The following is a 19871-nucleotide window of genomic DNA, read 5'->3' on the forward strand; positions in this document are numbered from 1 at the left end:
CTGTAAGGAATTTGGAGAAAATCGAATGACCTATGAAACCATCATCGTCGAACAACGCGGCGCTGTGACACTGGTGACTTTGAACCGTCCGCAGGCGCTTAACGCCCTGAACAGCAAGGTGTTGGACGATTTGATCGCGGCCTTTGCGGCGTTTGAGGCGGATGACAGCCAACGCTGCGCCGTGTTGACGGGTTCGGGCGAAAAGGCCTTTGCGGCGGGCGCGGACATTAAGGAAATGGCCGAAAAGCCTGCGTCTGATTTCTTCTTGCAGGACTTTTTCTCGAAATGGACCAGCCATTTTGTGAAGGCTGTGCGCAAGCCTTGGATCGCCGCCGTGAACGGTTTTGCGCTGGGCGGCGGGTGCGAATTGGCGATGATGGCGGATTTCATCATTGCATCAGAAAAGGCCAAGTTCGGCCAGCCCGAAGTGAAGCTGGGCGTGGCCCCCGGGATGGGCGGATCGCAGCGTCTGACACGTGCGGTTGGCAAGGCCAAGGCGATGGAAATGTGCCTGACGGGCCGCATGATGGACGCGGTGGAAGCCGAGCGTTCGGGCTTGGTGGCGCGCATTGTGCCGCATGACAGCTTGTTGGACGAAGCGTTGAAAACCGCCGCAACCATTGCTGCGATGCCGCCGATGGCCGCCATGGTGAACAAGGAAATGGTCAACGCCGCCTTTGAAACCACGTTGGATCAGGGCTTGTTGTTTGAACGTCGCTTGTTCCAGATTTTGACGGCCACCGAAGACAAGGCCGAAGGCATGGCTGCCTTTATTGAAAAGCGCGAAGGCGTTTGGAAGGGCCGCTAAGCGGACCCAATATTTGGGCCGCACGGCGCGACATAGCATCGGCGGCCCCAACCACCGCGTACGCCGCGACTATCCATGGGAGAATATATGAAAATCGCTTTTATCGGTTTGGGAAACATGGGCGGCGGCATGGCGGCCAATTTGGTGCGTGCGGGCCATCAGGTTCAGGCTTTTGACCTGAATGAAGCGGCGCTGGCGCGCGCCGAAGCGGCGGGGTGCACGCGTGCTTTGTCGGCTGCGGATGCCGTGGTGGGCGCCGTGGCGGTGGTGACGATGTTGCCAGCGGGCCAGCATGTGGCGGCGGTGTACCGCGATGCAATTTTTCCCCATGCCGCCCCGTCGACCTTGTTGATTGATTGTTCGACCATTGATGTTGCGACCGCGCGTAGCAATATTGAGGCGGCCCTTGCGGCGGGCTTAGAGGCGGTGGATGCGCCGGTTTCCGGCGGCATTGCGGCGGCAGAAGCGGGCACACTGACCTTCATGGTTGGCGGCGAAGACCGCGCGTTCGAACGCGCCGAAGCAGTGCTGAACGCCATGGGCAAGGCGGTGATTCACGCGGGCGCAGCGGGTGCGGGTCAAGCGGCGAAAATATGTAACAATATGCTGCTGGGCGCGTCGATGGTGGCGACCTGCGAAACCATGGCGATGGCGCAAAAATTAGGGCTAGATCCCCAGCGCTTTTACGACATTGCTAGCGTGTCATCGGGACAGAATTGGGCGCTGACCAGCTATTGCCCATTGCCCGGCGTTGGCCCTGTGTCGCCTGCGGATCGGGATTATCAGGGCGGCTTTGCGGCCAGCTTGATGTTGAAGGATTTGCGTTTGGCGATGGAGGCTGCGGAATTGGCAGGAGCAGCGGTGCCGATGGGCAGCCGCGCCCGCGAATTATATGAAGAATTTGTCGCGGCAGACCAGCAGAACCGCGATTTTTCGGCGATTATCCAAACGCTGTAACGCTGCGCGCCGGATCAAGTTTTTTTTAAAAAAAAGGCCGACAATCCCGCGAAGGATTGGCGGCCTTTTTTGGCTTAGGCGTCCGGCGGACCGGACGCCTAATGATTTAGAATCCCGATTTGCTGTCGGCGCGATTTTTCAGCAATGGGGCGATGCTGAAACCATGTTTGCTGAGGCCGTCGACGATTTTGTCGGTGCCTTCCAGCCCAGCCCAGAACATGGGGCCGCCGCGATAGACGGGCCAGCCATAGCCATAGACCCATACGACATCGATGTCGGATGCGCGCTGGGCTTTGCCTTCGTCCAAGATCAGCGCACCTTCGTTGACCATCGGATAGAGCGTGCGTTCGACAATTTCTTGGTCGCTGATGTCCCGCTTTTCAATGCCCGCTTGTTTGCGAAATTGTTCGATCAATTCGGCAACACGGGGGCTTTCGCTTGCTTGGCGTTTGTCGTCATAATCATAAAAGCCAGCCTGCTTTTTCTGACCCCAGCGACCCTCGGCGCACAAAGCGTCGCGGATGGATTCGATGCGATTGGGGTCGCGGTGCCAACCAATGTCAGTGCCGGCCAGATCGGCCATTTGGAACGGACCCATGGGCATACCAAAATCGGTGTGGACCTTGTCCACCTGCGCCGGTGTTGCCCCCTCGAGCAGCAGCTTTTGTGCCTCCAACTGGCGCGGGGCGAGCATGCGGTTGCCGATAAAACCGTGGCAGACGCCCGCGACAACGGCGACTTTGCCGATCTTCTTGCCAATGCCCATGGCGGTTGCCAGCACATCCAGCGCCGTCTTGTCGCCGCGCACAACTTCGAGCAGCTTCATGACATTGGCGGGCGAGAAGAAGTGCATGCCGACCACATCTTGGGGACGGCTGGTCACAGCGGCGATTTCGTTGACGTCCAAATAGCTGGTGTTGGTGGCCAAAATCGCGCCTTGCTTGGCGATGCCGTCCAATTTGGTGAAGATGTCCTTCTTGACGTCCATATTTTCATAGACGGCTTCGATAATCAGGTCGCAATCGGCCAGATCCGCCATGATCAACGACGGCGTAATCAGGCCCATCATCTGTTCGACCTGTTCGGGCTTGAAACGGCCTTTGGCCGCTGAGGCTTCATAATTTTTACGGACCACGGCAAGGCCGCGATCCAAGGCCTCTTGCTGGGTTTCAACGATGGTGCAGGCGAAGCCCTTTTGCAGGAAGTTCATCATGATCCCGCCGCCCATGGTGCCAGCACCAATAATGCCGACCTTTTTAATGTCGCGCAGCTTGGTGTCCTTGGGCAGGCCGTCGATTTTCGCGGCCTGACGTTCGGCGAAGAACATATGACGCTGGGCTGCCGATTGGGTACCGAACATCAGCTTGCCAAATTCGGTGCGTTCAAAGGCCAGACCCTCGTCGAAGGGCAGGCGCGTGGCGGCTTCGACACAGGCAAGGTTGGCATAGGGCGCGTCAAATCCCTTCCAACGCTTGGCATTTTGGGTTTTCAGCTTTTCGATAATGCTGATGTCGCCAACCACTTCGCGCGCGCGGGTGGGGCGTGGGCCATCGGCTATGCGGTCGCGGGCAAAAGCAATGGCGTCTTCGGCCAGACTGTCGGCACCAGCCAAAGCGTCGACCAGACCCATGTCCTTGGCCTTGGCGGCGGGCACGGGTTCGCCCAAGGATGTCATGGTGGCGGCGGCTTCTACGCCGACAACGCGGGGCAGACGCTGGGTTCCGCCTGCACCGGGCAGCAGGCCCAGCTTGACTTCGGGCACGCCCAGCAAGGCCGAAGGAACGGCGATACGATAATGGCAAACCAGCGCGGTTTCCAAACCGCCGCCCAGCGCGGTGCCGTGAATGGCGGCGATGACAGGCTTGGTCGCATTTTCGATGGAATTGAGCACGGCGTTGAAATCAGGGCCGCGTGGTGGCTTGCCAAATTCGCTGATGTCGGCGCCGGCGATAAAGGTTGACCCATCGCAGCGCAGCACAATGGCTTCGACGCTGTCGTCCGCCAAAGCTGCGGCGAATTGATCTTCCAACCCTTGGCGCACGTGCCAGCTCAGCGCGTTGACGGGTGGGTTGTTGACGATAACCACGGCGACATTGCCATGTTTTTCTAGACGAACGCTGTTCGGTGTTTCTTCAGACATTCTAAAAGGCTCCCAATTTTAGTCGTGAAGTGCGGCGTAAATCATTGTCTTGATTTCGCGCCGCACAGGATAGGTGCTGGACGGCATGAGCTGTGTCATGAAAACCATGGCGATGTCCTCGGCAGGGTCGACAAAAAACCCTGTGCTGAACATGCCGCCCCAATAAAAATCGCCCACCGATGATGGCACGCCCGCGCGGGCTGGGGCGATGGTGGTCGCAAAGCCAAGGCCAAAGCCGATACCGGCATTATCATCCTCGGAAAACGCGCCCACGCTATGCTCGGTTAAATCACCGCCACCGGGCAAATGGTTGAGCGCCATCAATTCCAAGCTTTTGCGGCCCAAATAATGTTGACCATCCCATGTGCCGCCGCCCAGCAGCATCAGGCAGAAACGATGATAATCGGCCATGGTCGACAACAACCCGCCGCCGCCGCTGTGGAAATTGCGGTTTTTGGCCCAGCGGCTGGCGTCGCCGCTGTCAAAGCTGACCATTTTGTCGCGCGGGTGAAAGGCATAGGCGTCGGTCAGGCGGTGTTGCTGGTCGGGCGCGATGTGGAAGCCCGTGTCCTTCATGCCCAAGGGATCAAATAATCGTTCTTGCAGCACGGTGGCAAAGGGCTTGGCTTCGATACGTTCGATCACCGCGCCCAAAACATCGGTTGCCACCGAATAATTCCAATGATCGCCGGGGTTAAACAGCAAGGGAATTTGCGCCAGATTGGCAATAAATTCGTCCATTGTCTGATTGGATGCGAAATCATCAATCTTCGTTTTGCGATAGGCGGCGTCGACGGGATGCCGTTCTTGAAAGCTATAGGACAGGCCCGCACGGTGGGTCAGCAGATCGCGCATGCGGATATGTTGCTGTACGGTGCGGGTGACAAAGGGCATGTTTCCACCGCCCGCCACAAAGACTCCCGTTTTTTCAAATTCTGGGCAAAATTTGATCAGCAGGTCGTCCAGCGCGACCTTGCCTTCTTCGACCAGCATCATGAACACCACCGATGTGATGGGCTTGGTCATGCTGGCGATGCGGTAAATGGCATCGGATGGCAGGGGGGTGCCGGGGCGCGCTTCGCCCAACTGGCTGTCCAGCACCAGCTTGCCGCGCCGCGACACTTGGATAGCGGCATGGGGCAGGCGTCCGCTGTCCAAATATTTTTCTTGCAGAAAAGCGGGGATGCGGTCCAGTCGCGTTTGGGAGAAACCTTGTGCCATCGGGGGTGGTCCTTTTCGTGCGAGCTTGGGTTAATGCGATGTCTGGCCCAGCAATTGCCGCGTGACGGGGTGCGAGGCGCTGAGCCCGCCGTCCACCGCAATCGCTTGACCATTGACATAGCTGGCCTGTTCGCTGACCAGAAACAAGGCGACATTGGCAAGTTCGTCTGGCTGGGCAGCGCGTTTCAGTGGATTTAATTGCCCCAATTTCTGAGTCACACCCTTTTCGCGGGCATAATCAAAGGTCGGCTTGGTCATACCGGTTTCCGTCAGGCCGGGGCAGATGGCATTGACGCGAACACCGCTGCCCACCAATTGCTGGGCGGCCGTTTTAGCCAGATTGATGACCCCCGCTTTGGATGCGGAATAGGCACCAGGTCCAGCCCCGCTGTTGAGGCCGGCTACGCTAGCGGTCATTAACATCGCGCCGCCGCGTCCCTGATCGACTAAGGCTTTGCCCGCATGTTTGACCATCAAGGCAGGACCGATCAAATTGACGCGCAGGGTTTCGGCCCATTTATGGGGGTCAAAGTCAAAAATGCCGCCCATATCGCCAATGATGCCAGCATTGGCAAAGGCGATATCCAGCCCGCCAAAATGGCTGATCGCGTCTTGGACTAAGGCGATGACGTCGGATTCCAAGCCAGCGTCCATTTCAAAAGCCTGTGCCTCGCCGCCTGCATCGCGGATGGCGGCGGCGGTGTCATGAACGGCGCTGCTTTTGTCGCCCAAAATCAGACGGGCGCCTTCGGCTGCAAAGCGGATAGCACTGGCGCGGCCAATGCCGCTGCCCGTCCCCGTTATGATCGCGATTTTGCTTTGTAATGCACCCATTATGCACCCCCTGATATGGTGGACCCGCCGTCGCAGACGATGGTTTGGCCGGTGGTAAAGGCCCCAGCCTTGCTGGACAAAAATACCGCGGCGCCCGCAATTTCATGCGGTTCCCCAATGCGTTTTAAACAGGCGTTGGCCGTCGAAATTTTGAGCGTGTCGGGGTTTTCCCACAAAGCGCGGGCCATGTCGGTGCCGATCAGGCCAGGCGCAATGCAATTGACGCGCACGCCGCGCGGGCCCAGTTCCACCGCATAATTGCGGGCAAGCTGCATATCGGCGGCCTTGGACACACAATAAGCCCCGATGATGGGCGAACCTTTCAGCCCGCCAATTGACGATATGATGGTGATCGCGCCGCTGCCGCGTTCCATCATTTCTGGGGCGACCATCGAAATCAGCCAATGGTTGGACAGGATATTATTGTCTAAAATCTTGCGGAACTGATCGTCCGAAATGCCAAGATTGGGGCCATAATAAGGGTTGGATGCGGCGTTGCAGACCAGCACGGTGATTTTGCCAAAGGCCGCGCGGGCGGCATCGACCAGTGCCTGCAATTCATCCTTGGACGAAATATTGGCGGGCACGGCAATGGCCGTGCCCTCGCCAAATTGGTCGTTCATCTCGGCCGCAGTTGCGTCACATGCCTCGGCTTTGCGGCTGGATATGACGACCTTGGCCCCTTGGGCGGCCATAGCCTGCGCCGTGGCCTTGCCAATGCCGCGCGATGATCCGGTGATCAGCGCGACATCGCCGGTCATGTCGAACAAGGTCACGCATCAGCCTTTCGGGCAAAATCCATGGCGCGCTGCGCCAGGGGGCGGACTTTGTCCGACATATCTTGGGCGTGGGCCGAATTGGCGGTGCCATCAATCACGCGCTTTTTAATACCCTGCATGATGGCGGCGAGACGGAAGAAGTTAAACGCCAGATACCAGTTGAGGTCCGGCAGGCCGTCGCGGTCCGTTTTTTCGCAGTAGCGGGCCACCATTTCGTCCAGTTCGGGAATGCCCAGCGCAGCACGGTCCACATCCATCACGCCGCTGCGCCCGCCATTTTCGGTGACCCATGCCATGGCAACATAAGCAAAATCGGCCAATGGATCACCCAATGTGCTGAGTTCCCAGTCCAAAACGGCCAATATTTCGGGACGATCATGGGACCAGATCATATTGTCGATTCGGTAATCGCCATGCACAATGCTGGTGCGATCTTGCGTAGGCAAGGTGGCGGGCAACCATGTGAGGAGCTGCTCCATTTCCGGCATCACTTCGGTTTCGGACAGGCGATATTGCTTGGTCCAACGTTCCACCTGACGGCCAAAATAATTGCCGGGTTTGCCATAATCCGACAGGCCTGCTGCATCGACATCGACATTATGCAGCGCGGCCAAAGTGTCGATCATCGCGTTATAGGTGGCGCGGCGATGGTCGGGCGTGGCACCCGGCATCGCACCGTCCCAAATGGTGTGACCATCGACCATTTGCATAACATAAAACCAACTGCCTAGCACGTCATTGTCGGTGCACAGGCCGAATTGGCGCGCGATGGGAAATCCTGCCCGATATAGCCCAGCTTGGACTTTATATTCGCGGTCCACGGCGTGGGCCGATGGCAGTAGGGGACCAAAGGGTTTGCGGCGCAGCACATAATTGCCCGATGGCGCGCTGATTTTATAGGTGGGGTTGGATTGCCCCCCCGCAAATTTGCTTTGGGTTAAGGGGCCTTGGAACCCCTCGACATGTTCTTCCATCCACGCTGTCAGCTTGGTTTCATCCAACACATCGCTGCCCGTTGGGGCGATGGTGCCGGAAAAAACATCCTGCGCATTGGATACCGCGCTCATGGATTAAATACGATGACAGAACGTGCAGCATCGCCTTTCTTCATGGATTCATAGCCTTCATTCACTTGGTCCAAGCGGATTGTTTCCGCGACGATGGTGTCGAGATCCAGCAAACCGCGAAGATAAAAATCGACCAGACGGGGAATATCTACGGGGAAGCGGTTGCCGCCCATGATCGCGCCTTGCAATTTCTTGCCCGACAATAGGTCCATGGCGCCGAGTCCGACTTGTTCGTTCAATGGCATCATGCCCAATATGGTCGCGGTTCCCCCGCGCCGCAGCGATTGCACCGCCAATTTGGCCGAGGCAGGACGCCCTACGGCTTCGATGGCGTGATCGACGCCGCCCTTGCTGAGTTCGACAATTTGTTTTGCGGCGTCGTCGGCAAAGGCATCCACCACATCGGTGGCCCCCAATTTCATCGCGAGTTCGCGTTTTTCGGGCATGGGGTCGGCGGCGATAATGCGGCCTGCGCCCGCAATTTTTGCGGCGTTAATGGTGGCAAGCCCCACCCCGCCGCATCCGACCACCGCGACGGTTTCGCCAGGGGTGACTTTGCAAGCGTTAAAGATAGTGCCTGCCCCCGTGGTGACGGCGCAGCCGATGATGGCGGCACGGTCCAGCGGCATTTCGGGGTCGATGGCGACGCAGGCATGTTCATGGACCAGCAGCACTTCGGAAAAGGCGCTGAGGTTTAGCATCTGGTTGACGGGGGTGCCGTCGGTCAGGGTGATGCGGGGCTTGGCACCGGCGGGGCGGCGGGTGTCGCCGCCAAGGCACAAGGACATGCGCCCAGACACGCAAAATTCGCAATGCCCACAAAAAGCACTGAGGCAGGTGACAACTGCGTCGCCGACCTTGACGGTGGTGACTTCGCTGCCCACCGCTTCGACTATGCCGGCCGCTTCGTGGCCCGGAATGGCGGGCAGCGCGTGGGGGTATGTGCCTTCGATGAAATGCAGATCGCTGTGGCACAGGCCGCAGGCCGCCGTGCGAATGCGCACTTCATGCGGCCCAGGATTGTCGACGATGATGTCTTCGATTTGCAGCGGTTTACCGGCTTCAAATAAGATGGCTGCTTTGGTCATGGGGTGATCCTCTCCTTGGGGGTGTCATGACAGGCATGTTGATCGGTTGGTCTGGCGCTAAAAAAAATCGTCGTTCCATGCGGGACATTTTTATGATGATTTCGACGATATTGGGGGAGCATCATGATATGCCCCCCCAATTCCTTAGCGTGACACACCAATGTCACCAGACGAAAAACCTGCTTCGCGGGCATTGTCCGAATGTTTGGCGAGTTCGATACGGGCGATTGAGCGGGCGTGCACTTCGTCCGGACCATCGGCCAAGCGTAATGTTCGCTGATGGGCGTAGGCGCTGGCCAGACCATAGTCATCCGACACGCCGCCGCCGCCATGGGCTTGAATGGCGTCATCAATGATTTTCAGCGCCATATTGGGGGCCTGAACCTTGATCATCGCAATTTCCGCCGCTGCTGATTTATTGCCGACCTTGTCCATCATGTCGGCGGCCTTGAGGCACAGCAGGCGCGTCATATCAATGTCGATACGGGCGCGGGCGATGCGTTCTTCCCACACGCTGTGGCGCGCGATGGGCTTGCCAAAGGCGACGCGGGATTGCAGGCGGCGGCACATTTTTTCCAAGGCTTCTTCGGCCACGCCAATAGTGCGCATGCAGTGGTGGATACGGCCTGGGCCGAGGCGCCCTTGGGCGATCTCAAATCCACGACCTTCACCCAGCAGCATCGCGTCCTTGGCGCTGACGCGAACGTCCTTCAATTCCACTTCCATATGGCCGTGGGGGGCGTCGTCATAGCCAAAGACCGGCAAATGGCGGATGACGGTGATGCCGGGGGCGTCCATCGGAACCAAGACCATCGATTGTTGTTGGTGGCGATTGGCCTCGAAATCGGTTTTGCCCATGACGATGGCCACTTTGCAGCGCGGATCGCCCAAGCCCGACGACCACCATTTGCGGCCATTGATGACATAATCGTCACCATCGCGTTCAATGCGGGTTTCGATGTTGGTGGCGTCCGACGATGCGACCTGTGGTTCCGTCATCAGAAAGGCCGAGCGAATTTCCCCGTTCATGATCGGGCGCAGCCATTTTTCCTTTTGTTCCAAGGTGCCGTAGCGGTGGAACACTTCCATATTTCCGGTGTCGGGGGCGGAGCAGTTGAAGATTTCGCTGCTGATGCCCACGCGGCCCATTTCTTCGGCGCACAAGGCATATTCCAAATTGGTCAGGCCAGGGCCTTCGAATTCAAAGCTGTCTTCGACATGATGATGGGCATTGCTGCGCGGCGGCATGAAGAGGTTCCAAATGCCTGCCGCTTTGGCTTCGGCCTTTAATTCCTCGATGATCGGGATGACTTTCCAGCGCTCACCGGCCGCATCTTGTTCAATATAGGTGGAAATATTAGGACGGATTTTTTGGTCGATAAAATTCCGCACGCGGTCCCGCCAGTAACTCTGCCGTTCGGTCAGATCAAAATCCATCTGCTTTTCCTTTCCCTTTACGTTTGCGTAAACTTTGAACCAATGTGACCCTGCTTGCCAAGCCCCCATGATGGATAAATATCATGGGGTGCAAAAAGGAAGCAGGGCTGTGTGTGATCAATCCGTGATATTGGGCACGGTTTCGGAAGCACGGCGTGTGGCCAGCAAGGCCAAACGGGCTTCATGACTGGCGCGATCAATGCTGTAATGGCGCAGCGCCAAGGCCATAGCGACGGTGAGCGAGGAGATGGTGACCACATAGGCCCAGCTCATGCTTAAGGCGACGCCGTTTGGCAGGTTTTCCGGGGTAATTTGCCCGTCCAATCCGGCAAAGACGATCAGCTGGCCGACCAGAAAAATACCCAGCGCGGAGCCAAATTTTTGAATCATAAAATAGCTGGAATAAAACAGCCCTTCGCGCCGTTCATCGTGGGTGGCTTCATGGTCTTCCACGACCTCGGCGATCATGGATGATGAGGAAACGGTGGTGAGAACCTGACCAAATAAGGCGACGGTGACACAGGCGAGCAGCAATATAGCCGATATATTGCTGCCCAATTCCGGCCAAAAGCCAAAATTGCGGGCCGCATAGGTTAGAAAGTTTAGCCCTGCCGAAAAAAGGGCGGCCACAATGGCTGTGTCCCGTTTCCCGAAGCGATGATGCATGGGTTGGACCAGCAAAAAAGCCGCCAGCACCGCGACCCCTAATCCCAAGGGATAAAAGGTCATTTGTTGGTCGGTCAATTGCCAGACATAGAGCATCATATAATTGATCGCCGCAATGGATGTGGCATAGGCCGCGACCACAAATAGCGCGCCAATCGCCAAGGCGCGAAAGGATGGATTGCGAAAGGCACGGCGCAAATCGGTCAGAACACTATGTTGTTCGCGCGGCATGGGACGGGCAGGCAAGGCCACGACGCGTTTATGCTGTCCCCATGCTGATACGATGGTTGAAATGAGGATAACACCCGCGCCAAACCAGCCAAAGCTTTCATAGCCAGCGGCGTTTAACAGGCCATTTTCACCGGGCACGTCGGATGACAGAAAATAGCCATAGGCCAATGTGGTGGTGATCAGGCCAGCCGTCCAGCCATAGAGAAAGCGAAAGCGTGTCAAAGCCGTGCGTTCATCATAATCCTGCGTCAGCTCTGCGACCAGCGAAACGGACGGGATTTCACAGGCGCTGACGAACAGGCGGACCGCAATGACGTTGATCGCCAACCAGAAAACGGATTGCGATTGTGCCCCGCGATCCAGCCATAGGAATGTCCAACTGATCGCCATGGGTAAAGCGGCGGCATAAAGCCATGGGAGGCGGCGTCCCCAACGGCTTTTTGTGGCATCCGACAATCGGCCAATCATGGGGTCGGCCACGGCATCGGCGAACATTGCTATGATCAAGACAAGGGATATGACGCGCGGATCATATCCCAAGACTTGATTATAATAGAGCATGAAGAAGGTGGTAAGACCTGTTTCCTTCACCCCCATGGCCACGGCGCCAAGGCCGTGGGCCGATTTTAAGCTGAGCGGCAGCCGCTCTGTCGCCGCGGTCATAATGCGCCGCCGGCAGGCGCTTCCATCGTTGCTAGGGCATCAAACATGCCTGGGCTATTGGGGTCCCATGCATGGCGTTGACCGATGGTGAGGCCGCCATCCACCAGCATGTGCGTGCCCGTCATAAAGCTGGATTCTTCGCTGGCCAAATAGGCGACAGCATTGGCGATATCCTCGGGCGCACCGCCGCGCGCCACAGGTTGGGCCTGTGCGCTGGCGCTGGCGATCATGGCATTCGCCTGTTCGCGCATTTCGTTGGGCAGTTCCAAGGATGATGTGAAAATATTGGTGTTGATAAAACCGGGGCAAATGGCGTTCACGCGGATGCCATATCGCGCAAGATCGGTCGCCGCGACTTTGGTGAGGTGTAGGACGCCTGCCTTGGCCACGGCATAAGCGGTGGGCGAATATCCCGCACCCAGCGCGGCCACGCTGGCGGTGTTGATGATCGCTGCGCCGCCATTTTTGGTGGTTGGGCGATTTTTCATATGGGGTGCACCATAGCGGATACCCATGGCGACGGATTTCAGGATCAAAGACATGCTTTGGTCCCATCCCTCGGGGCTGATTTCGTCGATGGGTGCACGGTCGCCGCCTGCTGCGGCATTGTTAAACAAAATGTCGATACCGCCCGCTTGCTGGGCCACCGCATTCATTAATGCTTCGATATCCGCGCTGTTGGTGACATCGCATCGGATGAAGTCGATCTTGCCATTGCTGCTGGCGGCAAGGGCCTGACCGCCTTCTTCATCAATGTCGCTAGCAAAGACATGCGCCCCTTCGGCCGCCAATTTTAAGGCTGACGCACGGCCAATGCCTGATGCTGCGCCTGTTACAACCGCCACCCGATCAGCGAATCGCATATCGCTCTCCCATTTCTTATTTTGGCAGGAGTTTACGGCACAAAGAGGGGGCGTCAACGCCGACAAATTTGACGTTACGTTGCCGTAACGGAATGTGAAAATGCCCGAAATGAGTGAAGTTGACGCTTGCGTAAACTCTGCTTCGCGCTCTAGCTTGGCGACAGAGATAAGGGAGCAAGGATGATGAGCCAATTGGACGCTTTTCGCGCCGAAGTGCGGCAATGGCTGGACGAAAATTGTCCAGCCGAGATGCGCCAACCGGTCACGGGCGATGACGATGTGTGTTGGGGTGGCCGCAAATTTGTTTTTAAGAATGACGCCCAAAAAATGTGGCTCGATCGCTGTGTGGCCAAAGGCTATACGGTTCCTGATTGGCCCGTCGCTTATGGCGGAGCAGGGTTAACGCCCGAACAGACCAAGATTTTCAAGCAGGAAATGGCGCGCATTTCGGCGCGGCCGCCGCTGCAAAGCTTTGGTATATGGATGCTGGGTCCGGCGCTGTTGCAATTTGGCACCGAGGACCAAAAGAAACATTATCTGACGCAAATTGCGCGCGGCGAAATCCGCTGGTGCCAAGGTTATAGCGAGCCGGGCGCGGGCAGCGATTTGGTCAGCTTGCAAACCTTTGGCGAAGACAAGGGCGACCATTGGGTCGTTAATGGCAGCAAAATCTGGACCAGCTATGCCGACCAAGCCGACTGGATTTTCTGTCTGGTGCGCACCGACAAGAGCAATAAATATCAGGGCATTACTTTCATGCTCTTTGATATGGAAAGCGCTGGCGTCACGACCAAGCCGATCTTGTTGATCAGCGGCAACAGCCCATTTTGTGAAACCTTCTTTGATGATGTCGTAGTTCCCAAGACCCAATTTATTGGTGAAGTGAACAGGGGCTGGGACGTTGCCAAATATTTGCTGGGCCATGAGCGCGAGATGATCTCGGGCGGCGGAGCTGGCGGCGATATGCGCAGCTTGGGTGCGGCGATGCTGAAAAGTGTCGGCGCCAATGATGCGGGCGAGTTGGATGACCCCGTTTTGCGCGCCGAAATCGCGGCCTTTGACGTCGATGTCTTTGCCTATCGGGCGATGGGTGAACGCTTTATGGATATGTGGAAAACGGGCCGCGCCCATCCTGCCAGTTCCAATATGATGAAATATGTCGGCACAGAACTGAACAAGCGGCGGTACGAGCTGTTGATGTCCGCTGGTGGTAGCGCAGCCTTGGAATGGGAAAGCGATGAAAGCCGCGAAGGCGCGCGTCCGCGGGCTTGGCTGCGCACCAAGGCGAACAGCATCGAAGGCGGCACCAGCGAGGTGATGTTGAACGTCATTGCCAAACGCATATTGGATTTGCCCGGGGCGTAACGCCCTGCGACTTCCGCGAAATATTCATCAAAGATAATAGGTCAGGGACCAGAGAAGGGTCAAGATATGCCTCTCTATCACAATGAAGATCAGGCGATGTTAAAGGACAGCATCAGCCCATTTGTAGCCGAAAAAGCCCCTGTCGCGCATTTGCGGCAATTGCGGGATCGGCGGGATGAAACCGGTTTCTCGCGCGAACTATGGGCGGAATTTGTCGATATGGGCCTGCCCGGCATGTTGGTGCCCGAGGATCAGGGTGGTTTGGGCATGGGCCATATGGAAGCTGGCATTGTGCTGGAAGAAATTGGCCGCAACCTGACGCCATCGCCATTCTTAACCACCAGCGTCGGCGGCGTAACAGCGCTCACAAAGGGCGGCGGGGTTCAGGCTGCGCGCTGGTTGCCAGCGATCGCGGCGGGGCAAGCCATTGCGGCGCTGGCCATTGATGAACAAGCGCGTCACCGGCCAGATCGTGTGGCCACAACCGCCGTGCGCAGCGGTAATGGCTTTCGCTTGGATGGACAGAAAAGCTTTGTCGTCCATGGTCATGTGGCCGATATATTGCTGGTGTCGGCGAACAGCGCTGATGGATTGACCCTATTTGCGGTTCCGCGCGAAGCGAAGGGCGTGAGCAGCGATCCACGATTGTTGGTGGACAGCAGCCTGGCCAGCCATATGCGCTTTGACGGCGTGGAATTGAACGCCGATGCGGTGGTTGGCGATGTAGGCGGTGGGCAGGCCGTGCTGGATGCCATGTTGGCCGCAACGCGCACAGGGGCATCGGCGGAATTGCTGGGTGTTGGCCAAGGTGCGATGGATATGACCATCGGTTATCTGAAAGAACGCAAGCAATTTGGCCGCTTGATTGGCGAGTTTCAGGCCCTGCAACACCGTGCTGCGCATTTATATGGTGAATTGGAAGTGGCGCGGGCCACGGTCATGAAGGCCCAACAATTGCTGGACGAGGGCAGCGAGGATGCTACGCTCTATGTCTCGGTCGCCAAGGCCAAGGCCGGACGAGCAGCCAATTTGGCGGTGCGCGAAGGCGTGCAAATGCATGGTGGTATCGGCATGACCGATGAATTTGATATCGGTCTGTTTATGAAGCGCGACCGCGCCTTGTCTGAATATATGGGTGATATACATTATCACACCGACCGCGTGGCCCGTCTGAACGGCTATTGAGGGATATGAACATGGACTTGCAGAAACTTTTTGGTCTTGATGGACGCATTGCGTTGGTCACAGGCGGTTCTCGCGGCATCGGTAAGATGATCGTTGAAGGATATTTGGCGGCCGGATGTGCGCGGGTTTATATTTCGGCGCGCAAAGTCGAACAAATTGCCGAAGCGGTGGCGGATTTCGACCGGCGTTATCCGGGAAAAGTGATTGGCATTCCAGCGGATGTGTCCAGCGTCGAGGAATGCCGTTCCTTGGCCGCCGATCTGGCGGAGCGCGAAGAACGGTTGGATATTTTGGTCAATAATGCCGGTGCGGCGTGGGGCGAGCCATTTGAAACATTTCCGGAATCGGGATGGGACAAGGTGATGGACGTCAATGTGAAGGGGCCATTTTTCCTGACTCAGGCGTTGCATGGTTTGCTGAAAGCGGGTGGCAGTGCAGATCAGCCCGCCAAGGTCATCAACATTGGTTCGATTGACGGTATGCGTCTGAACCCGTGGGAAACCTATAGCTATCACGCATCCAAGGCGGGAATCTTATATCTGACTAAGCGGTTGGCAGCACGGTTGGTGAGCGACAATATCATTGTCACCGCCATTGCACCGGGGGCATTCCAATCGGACATGAACAAAGCGGCGCGAGACCATGGCGACGCGGTTGCCAAGGGCATACCGACCCGCCGTATTGGTACGCCCGAAGATATGGCCGGCGCGGCCATTTATCTGGCGTCCAACGCGGGCAATTATGTCGTTGGTGAAACCATCGCGGTGGACGGCGGTTTGGTGCATGGAGATTTGAAAAGCAGCATCGACGCCTGACATCAGGGCCTGACATTGACGTTGCACCGGAATTTCCGGTCGATCCTATCGTCAAAAATGGGGTCAAAACATATAGGCGAAAAACGAGCAGGCGGTTTTTTTCCGCCTGTTTTGCTTTGCCACCCAAGCAGGGTGCGGGGCGATGCTTCGGTTCAACCCTCCAGCTCGACGTCCCAATAGAGCCAGTCAATCCAGCTTTCGTGCAGATAGTTCGGTGGGAAAGCGCGGCCATTGTCTTGCAATTGCCAGTTGGTAGGGCGCCATGGTTTTTGATAGAGTGGCATATGCGCCTGTTCGGGCGTGCGGCCACCCTTTTTCAAATTGCAGGGCGAACAAGCCGTGGATACATTTTCCCAACTGGTGACACCGCCCAAGCGGCGCGGGGTGACATGGTCAAAGGTGAGCTCGTGCCCTGACCCGCAATATTGGCAACTGAATTTGTCGCGCAGGAACAGGTTGAACCGCGTGAAAGCGGGATATTGGGATGGTTTTACATATTGTCGTAGCGCGATGACACTGGGTAAGGCCATGGAACGGGTGGGGGAGTGGATTTCCCGTTCGTAATTTTCGACAATGGTGACACGGTCCAGAAACACCGCTTTTATGGCCGTTTGCCAAGGCCATAGGCTGAGTGGGTAGTAGCTGAGCGGCGTATAGTCCGCATTTAACACTAATGCCGGACAATTGTCCGGATGGCGAGCAAGATCAGGATGGTACATGGCTTCGTTACGCAGCCCCCTTTTGTGTTCGGGCCCTTTGTCGCTTGGGATTGCGTGTCACTGCCATCCCCGCATGACATGATTATTACATGATAAAATGCAAAAGCACGTCAAGTTTTGATATGCTATTGAATTCCCGATCAAAGGGATAGGGGAAAATTGCGGATGAATTATTTTTTATGGCATTGATGGTCACACGCTTTGCCCCTAGCCCGACCGGACCTTTGCATCTGGGCCATGCCTATTGCGCGGTGGAGGGGCATGAAGCTGCGCGCGGTGCAAGCGGGCGATTTTTGATCCGCATTGATGATATTGATGGCAGCCGGTCACGTCCGCAATATGTTGACGCTGCGCTGGATGTTTTGCGTTGGATGGGGTTGGATTGGGATGATGCTCCCATTTTTCAGTCGGCCCATCTTGCGCATTATCAAGCGGCTTTGGACGAATTACGCGCCAAAGATTTGCTCTATCCTTGTTTTTGTACACGGGCGGATATTACAGCCAGCTTGTCGGCGCCGCATGGGCCATCCGGCATAATCTATCCCGGTACATGCCGCGACCTGAGCCGTTCCGAGCAGCAGCGCCGCTGTGCATCCGAAGCCCATTGCTGGCGTTTGGACATGGCCAAAGCCATGTTATGGGTGGCAGCCCATTTCTCCCAAGGCCTGATATGGGAAGAAGCGGGGGACGGGAATATGGCTGGGAAAGGGCCGCAGCGCGCAGAGCCGCAGACCCATGGTGACATTGTGCTGGCCCGCAAAGATGCGCCCGCTAGCTATCATCTGGCGAGCAGCGTGGATGACGCCGTGATGGGCGTGACCCATGTGATACGCGGGGCGGATTTGCGCCAATCGACGGATGTTCACCGCTTGTTGCAGGCGCTGCTGGGTTGGCCGACGCCCATCTATCATCATCATTTGTTGATTTGTGGTCCAGATGGACGGCGCTTGGCAAAGCGAAATCAGGCAGCGGCGCTGGAAACATGGCGGCAAGCAGGGCATGATGGCCGCCGCTTGGCTGATCAATTGCGTCAACATAAGCTGCCTACTGGATATTCATTTCAGAAGGCGTAAGGAGGGGTTATGGAAATTTTGCTCATTCTGTTGGTGGTTGCGGCGGCCGGACTGGTGCTGTTCAGTCTGGGACGCGGCCTATATTATTTTTCGCGTGGGCACCAAGCGGCGGAAAATGGAACGGCAAGCGACAATCTGAAAATGCAAAATCAGATGATGTTCGCGCGCATTAAATGGCAGGCCATCACCATCATGCTGTTGGTCGTGATTGGTTTGTTGGCGGCAGGAAATTAAGCTGATTTTGATGGGATTTCACGGCATGTGATAACGGCATAGCGACCAGCTATGCTACTCGCTGCTGTGCGGTTGGATGGCGATGACCGTGGATTGCGGCGCAATATGGCTGGTGTCACCGCGCCACTATAGCGAATGATAGGGAAATAGGGGCCGGCGATGGTCAAGTTGAATAAAATTTATACCCGCACCGGCGACAAGGGGACCACTGGATTGGTGGATGGTAGCCGTATTTCCAAAAGTGACGCCCTGATGGCGGCAATTGGTGATGTGGATGAAACCAATAGCGCGATTGGCATGGCCTTGTTGGCGCTGGACGCGGGCAGTGACGCAGCGCAGATGCTGGCCCGCATTCAAAATGAATTATTCGACTTGGGGGCCGATTTGGCGACGCCCCCAGATGCGGAGCATGGGTTTGAACCCCAGCCGATGGCGCTGCGCGTCACCGCGTCGCAGGTGGAGCGGTTGGAACAAGAAATTGACGCCATGAATGCCGACCTGCAGCCGCTCAACAGCTTTATTTTGCCGGGTGGCACGCCAGCGGCCGCCCATTTGCATTTGGCCCGCGCTATTTCGCGCCGTGCGGAACGGGCAGCCGTGGCAGCTGGAACGGATCGGACGCTGAACCCCATAGCCTTGTCTTATATTAACCGCTTATCCGACCATCTATTTGTGATGACGCGCCATTTAAATGGCGGCGGATTGAGCGACATTTTGTGGAAACCGGGCGCAACGCGCTGATGGAATGATATTGAAGGTCAGATAGATAGGCCGATGATGGGATATCATTATTCGGCACATCTGCTTGCGGCCTGCTGTGGTAAAGATTGAAAGGAAGCATATGATCGTAGGTGTCATTGGGGCCGGCCAAATGGGCGCAGGCATTGCACAGGTTTCAGCAGCGGCTGGACATGATGTGTTGCTGGGCGATGTTGATCAGGCCCGTGCCGAAGCGGGCAAAGCGGGCATCGCAAAAGCGTTGGCGCGGTTGGTTAGCAAAGAAAAAATGACGCAGGCCGATGCTGATGCATTGTTGGGGCGCATTCAACCGGTGGCTGATCACAGCGAATTTGCTCCCGCAGATTTGGTCATTGAAGCGGCTACGGAGCGCGAAGAAATTAAGCGCGCGATTTTTGCCAGCCTTGCGCCGCATTTGTCGGATACGGCCATTTTGGCGACCAACACCAGTTCGATTCCGATCACGCGCTTGGCGCAAGCATCGCATGACCCCGCCCGCTTCATTGGCGTGCATTTCTTTAACCCCGTGCCTGTCATGGGATTGATTGAATTGATTCGCGGCTTGGCGACCAGCGATGACACATTGGCGAAGGTTGAGGCTTATGGGCGCGGATTGGGCAAGGAAATTGTTCACGCCAATGATGCGCCGGGATTCATCGTTAATCGTGTGCTGATGCCGCTGATTAACGAAGCGATTTTTGCGCTGGGTGAAGGTGTGGCGAATGTCGCGGATATTGATACAGGCGCGCGTTTGGGTCTGAACCACCCGATGGGCCCTCTGACCTTGGCGGACTTTATTGGTCTGGATACTTGCTTGGAAATTTTGCGCGTCCTGCAAAGTGGCACGGGTGATCCCAAGTTCCGTCCGGCACCATTGCTGGTCAAATATGTCGAGGCGGGCTGGGTCGGCAAGAAAGCGGGCCGTGGCTTTTATGATTGGACGGGCGAAACACCGGTTCCGACACGGTAAAAAATTCACCCGACAGGG

19 protein-coding genes are annotated in these 19871 nt (G+C 56.8%); 9 read left to right on the forward strand and 10 right to left on the reverse strand.

Annotated features, from left to right (window positions below; genetic code table 11):
* Positions 1-25: 25 nt before the first annotated feature.
* Both LKO31_RS03350 and mmsB read left to right on the forward strand, forming a co-directional pair.
* Complete coding sequence (locus tag LKO31_RS03350; protein ID WP_227688659.1) at positions 26-808, forward strand: enoyl-CoA hydratase-related protein; 783 nt, start codon at positions 26-28, stop codon at positions 806-808.
* 87 nt (positions 809-895) lie between these two features.
* Complete coding sequence (mmsB, locus tag LKO31_RS03355; protein WP_227688660.1) at positions 896-1765, forward strand: 3-hydroxyisobutyrate dehydrogenase; 870 nt, start codon at positions 896-898, stop codon at positions 1763-1765.
* A 106-nt stretch (positions 1766-1871) separates the two neighbouring features.
* Here the strand turns inward: mmsB and LKO31_RS03360 are convergent, their stop codons facing one another.
* The 9 genes from LKO31_RS03360 to LKO31_RS03400 form a co-directional block, all read right to left on the reverse strand.
* Complete coding sequence (locus LKO31_RS03360) at positions 1872-3905, reverse strand: 3-hydroxyacyl-CoA dehydrogenase NAD-binding domain-containing protein (protein ID WP_227688661.1); 2034 nt, start codon at positions 3903-3905, stop codon at positions 1872-1874.
* Positions 3906-3923: 18 nt separating this feature from the next.
* The gene (locus LKO31_RS03365; RefSeq protein WP_227688662.1) at positions 3924-5126 is read right to left on the reverse strand and encodes a serine hydrolase domain-containing protein; all 1203 of its coding nucleotides are present in this window, start codon (positions 5124-5126) and stop codon (positions 3924-3926) included.
* 30 nt (positions 5127-5156) lie between these two features.
* On the reverse strand, positions 5157-5960 hold the full coding sequence (locus LKO31_RS03370) for an SDR family NAD(P)-dependent oxidoreductase (protein WP_227688663.1): 804 nt from the start codon (positions 5958-5960) through the stop codon (positions 5157-5159).
* A complete protein-coding gene (locus LKO31_RS03375; RefSeq protein WP_227688664.1) occupies positions 5960-6736 on the reverse strand; it encodes an SDR family NAD(P)-dependent oxidoreductase in 777 nt (258 codons plus the stop codon). The genes LKO31_RS03370 and LKO31_RS03375 overlap by 1 nt, the downstream gene beginning before the upstream one ends.
* Entirely contained in the window at positions 6733-7806 is a 1074-nt protein-coding gene (locus LKO31_RS03380) for a phosphotransferase family protein (RefSeq protein ID WP_227688665.1), read from the reverse strand. Before LKO31_RS03380 ends, LKO31_RS03375 begins: the two co-directional genes overlap by 4 nt.
* Entirely contained in the window at positions 7803-8894 is a 1092-nt protein-coding gene (locus tag LKO31_RS03385; RefSeq protein WP_227688666.1) for a Zn-dependent alcohol dehydrogenase, read from the reverse strand. The genes LKO31_RS03380 and LKO31_RS03385 overlap by 4 nt, the downstream gene beginning before the upstream one ends.
* A gap of 144 nt (positions 8895-9038) precedes the next feature.
* Positions 9039-10331 carry an acyl-CoA dehydrogenase family protein gene (locus tag LKO31_RS03390; RefSeq protein ID WP_227688667.1) on the reverse strand — a complete coding sequence of 431 codons (1293 nt, stop codon included), beginning with the start codon at positions 10329-10331 and terminating at the stop codon, positions 9039-9041.
* A 117-nt stretch (positions 10332-10448) separates the two neighbouring features.
* Positions 10449-11891, reverse strand: coding sequence for an MFS transporter (locus tag LKO31_RS03395; protein WP_227688668.1), 1443 nt, complete (start codon positions 11889-11891; stop codon positions 10449-10451).
* Complete coding sequence (locus LKO31_RS03400) at positions 11888-12754, reverse strand: SDR family NAD(P)-dependent oxidoreductase (protein ID WP_227688669.1); 867 nt, start codon at positions 12752-12754, stop codon at positions 11888-11890. Before LKO31_RS03400 ends, LKO31_RS03395 begins: the two co-directional genes overlap by 4 nt.
* A 183-nt stretch (positions 12755-12937) precedes the next feature.
* Between LKO31_RS03400 and LKO31_RS03405 the strand changes: the two genes are divergently transcribed.
* From LKO31_RS03405 to LKO31_RS03415, 3 genes are all read left to right on the forward strand, one after another.
* The gene (locus LKO31_RS03405) at positions 12938-14119 is read left to right on the forward strand and encodes an acyl-CoA dehydrogenase family protein (protein ID WP_227689558.1); all 1182 of its coding nucleotides are present in this window, start codon (positions 12938-12940) and stop codon (positions 14117-14119) included.
* 66 nt (positions 14120-14185) lie between these two features.
* Complete coding sequence (locus LKO31_RS03410) at positions 14186-15304, forward strand: acyl-CoA dehydrogenase family protein (protein WP_227688670.1); 1119 nt, start codon at positions 14186-14188, stop codon at positions 15302-15304.
* A gap of 11 nt (positions 15305-15315) precedes the next feature.
* Entirely contained in the window at positions 15316-16119 is an 804-nt protein-coding gene (locus LKO31_RS03415) for an SDR family oxidoreductase (protein WP_227688671.1), read from the forward strand.
* Positions 16120-16271: 152 nt separating this feature from the next.
* Here the strand turns inward: LKO31_RS03415 and LKO31_RS03420 are convergent, their stop codons facing one another.
* Positions 16272-16838, reverse strand: a complete 567-nt coding sequence (locus LKO31_RS03420) for an HNH endonuclease (RefSeq protein ID WP_227688672.1) — start codon at positions 16836-16838, stop codon at positions 16272-16274.
* A gap of 188 nt (positions 16839-17026) precedes the next feature.
* On the opposite strand from LKO31_RS03420, the gene gluQRS reads away from it, so the two are divergent.
* The 4 genes from gluQRS (at position 17027) to LKO31_RS03440 (ending at position 19853) form a co-directional block, all read left to right on the forward strand.
* Positions 17027-17911 (forward strand): tRNA glutamyl-Q(34) synthetase GluQRS, encoded by an 885-nt coding sequence (gene gluQRS / locus LKO31_RS03425; protein ID WP_227689559.1) that lies wholly within the window; start codon positions 17027-17029, stop codon positions 17909-17911.
* Between the two features lie 9 nt (positions 17912-17920).
* Entirely contained in the window at positions 17921-18145 is a 225-nt protein-coding gene (locus LKO31_RS03430) for an HIG1 domain-containing protein (RefSeq protein WP_227688673.1), read from the forward strand.
* Between the two features lie 159 nt (positions 18146-18304).
* Entirely contained in the window at positions 18305-18886 is a 582-nt protein-coding gene (locus LKO31_RS03435; RefSeq protein WP_227688674.1) for a cob(I)yrinic acid a,c-diamide adenosyltransferase, read from the forward strand.
* A 100-nt stretch (positions 18887-18986) separates the two neighbouring features.
* Positions 18987-19853, forward strand: a complete 867-nt coding sequence (locus tag LKO31_RS03440; protein WP_227688675.1) for a 3-hydroxyacyl-CoA dehydrogenase NAD-binding domain-containing protein — start codon at positions 18987-18989, stop codon at positions 19851-19853.
* Positions 19854-19871 lie beyond the last annotated feature (18 nt).

The sequence above is a fragment of the Sphingopyxis yananensis genome, assembly GCF_020687785.1.
GTDB classification, from domain to species: Bacteria; Pseudomonadota; Alphaproteobacteria; order Sphingomonadales; family Sphingomonadaceae; genus Sphingopyxis; species Sphingopyxis yananensis.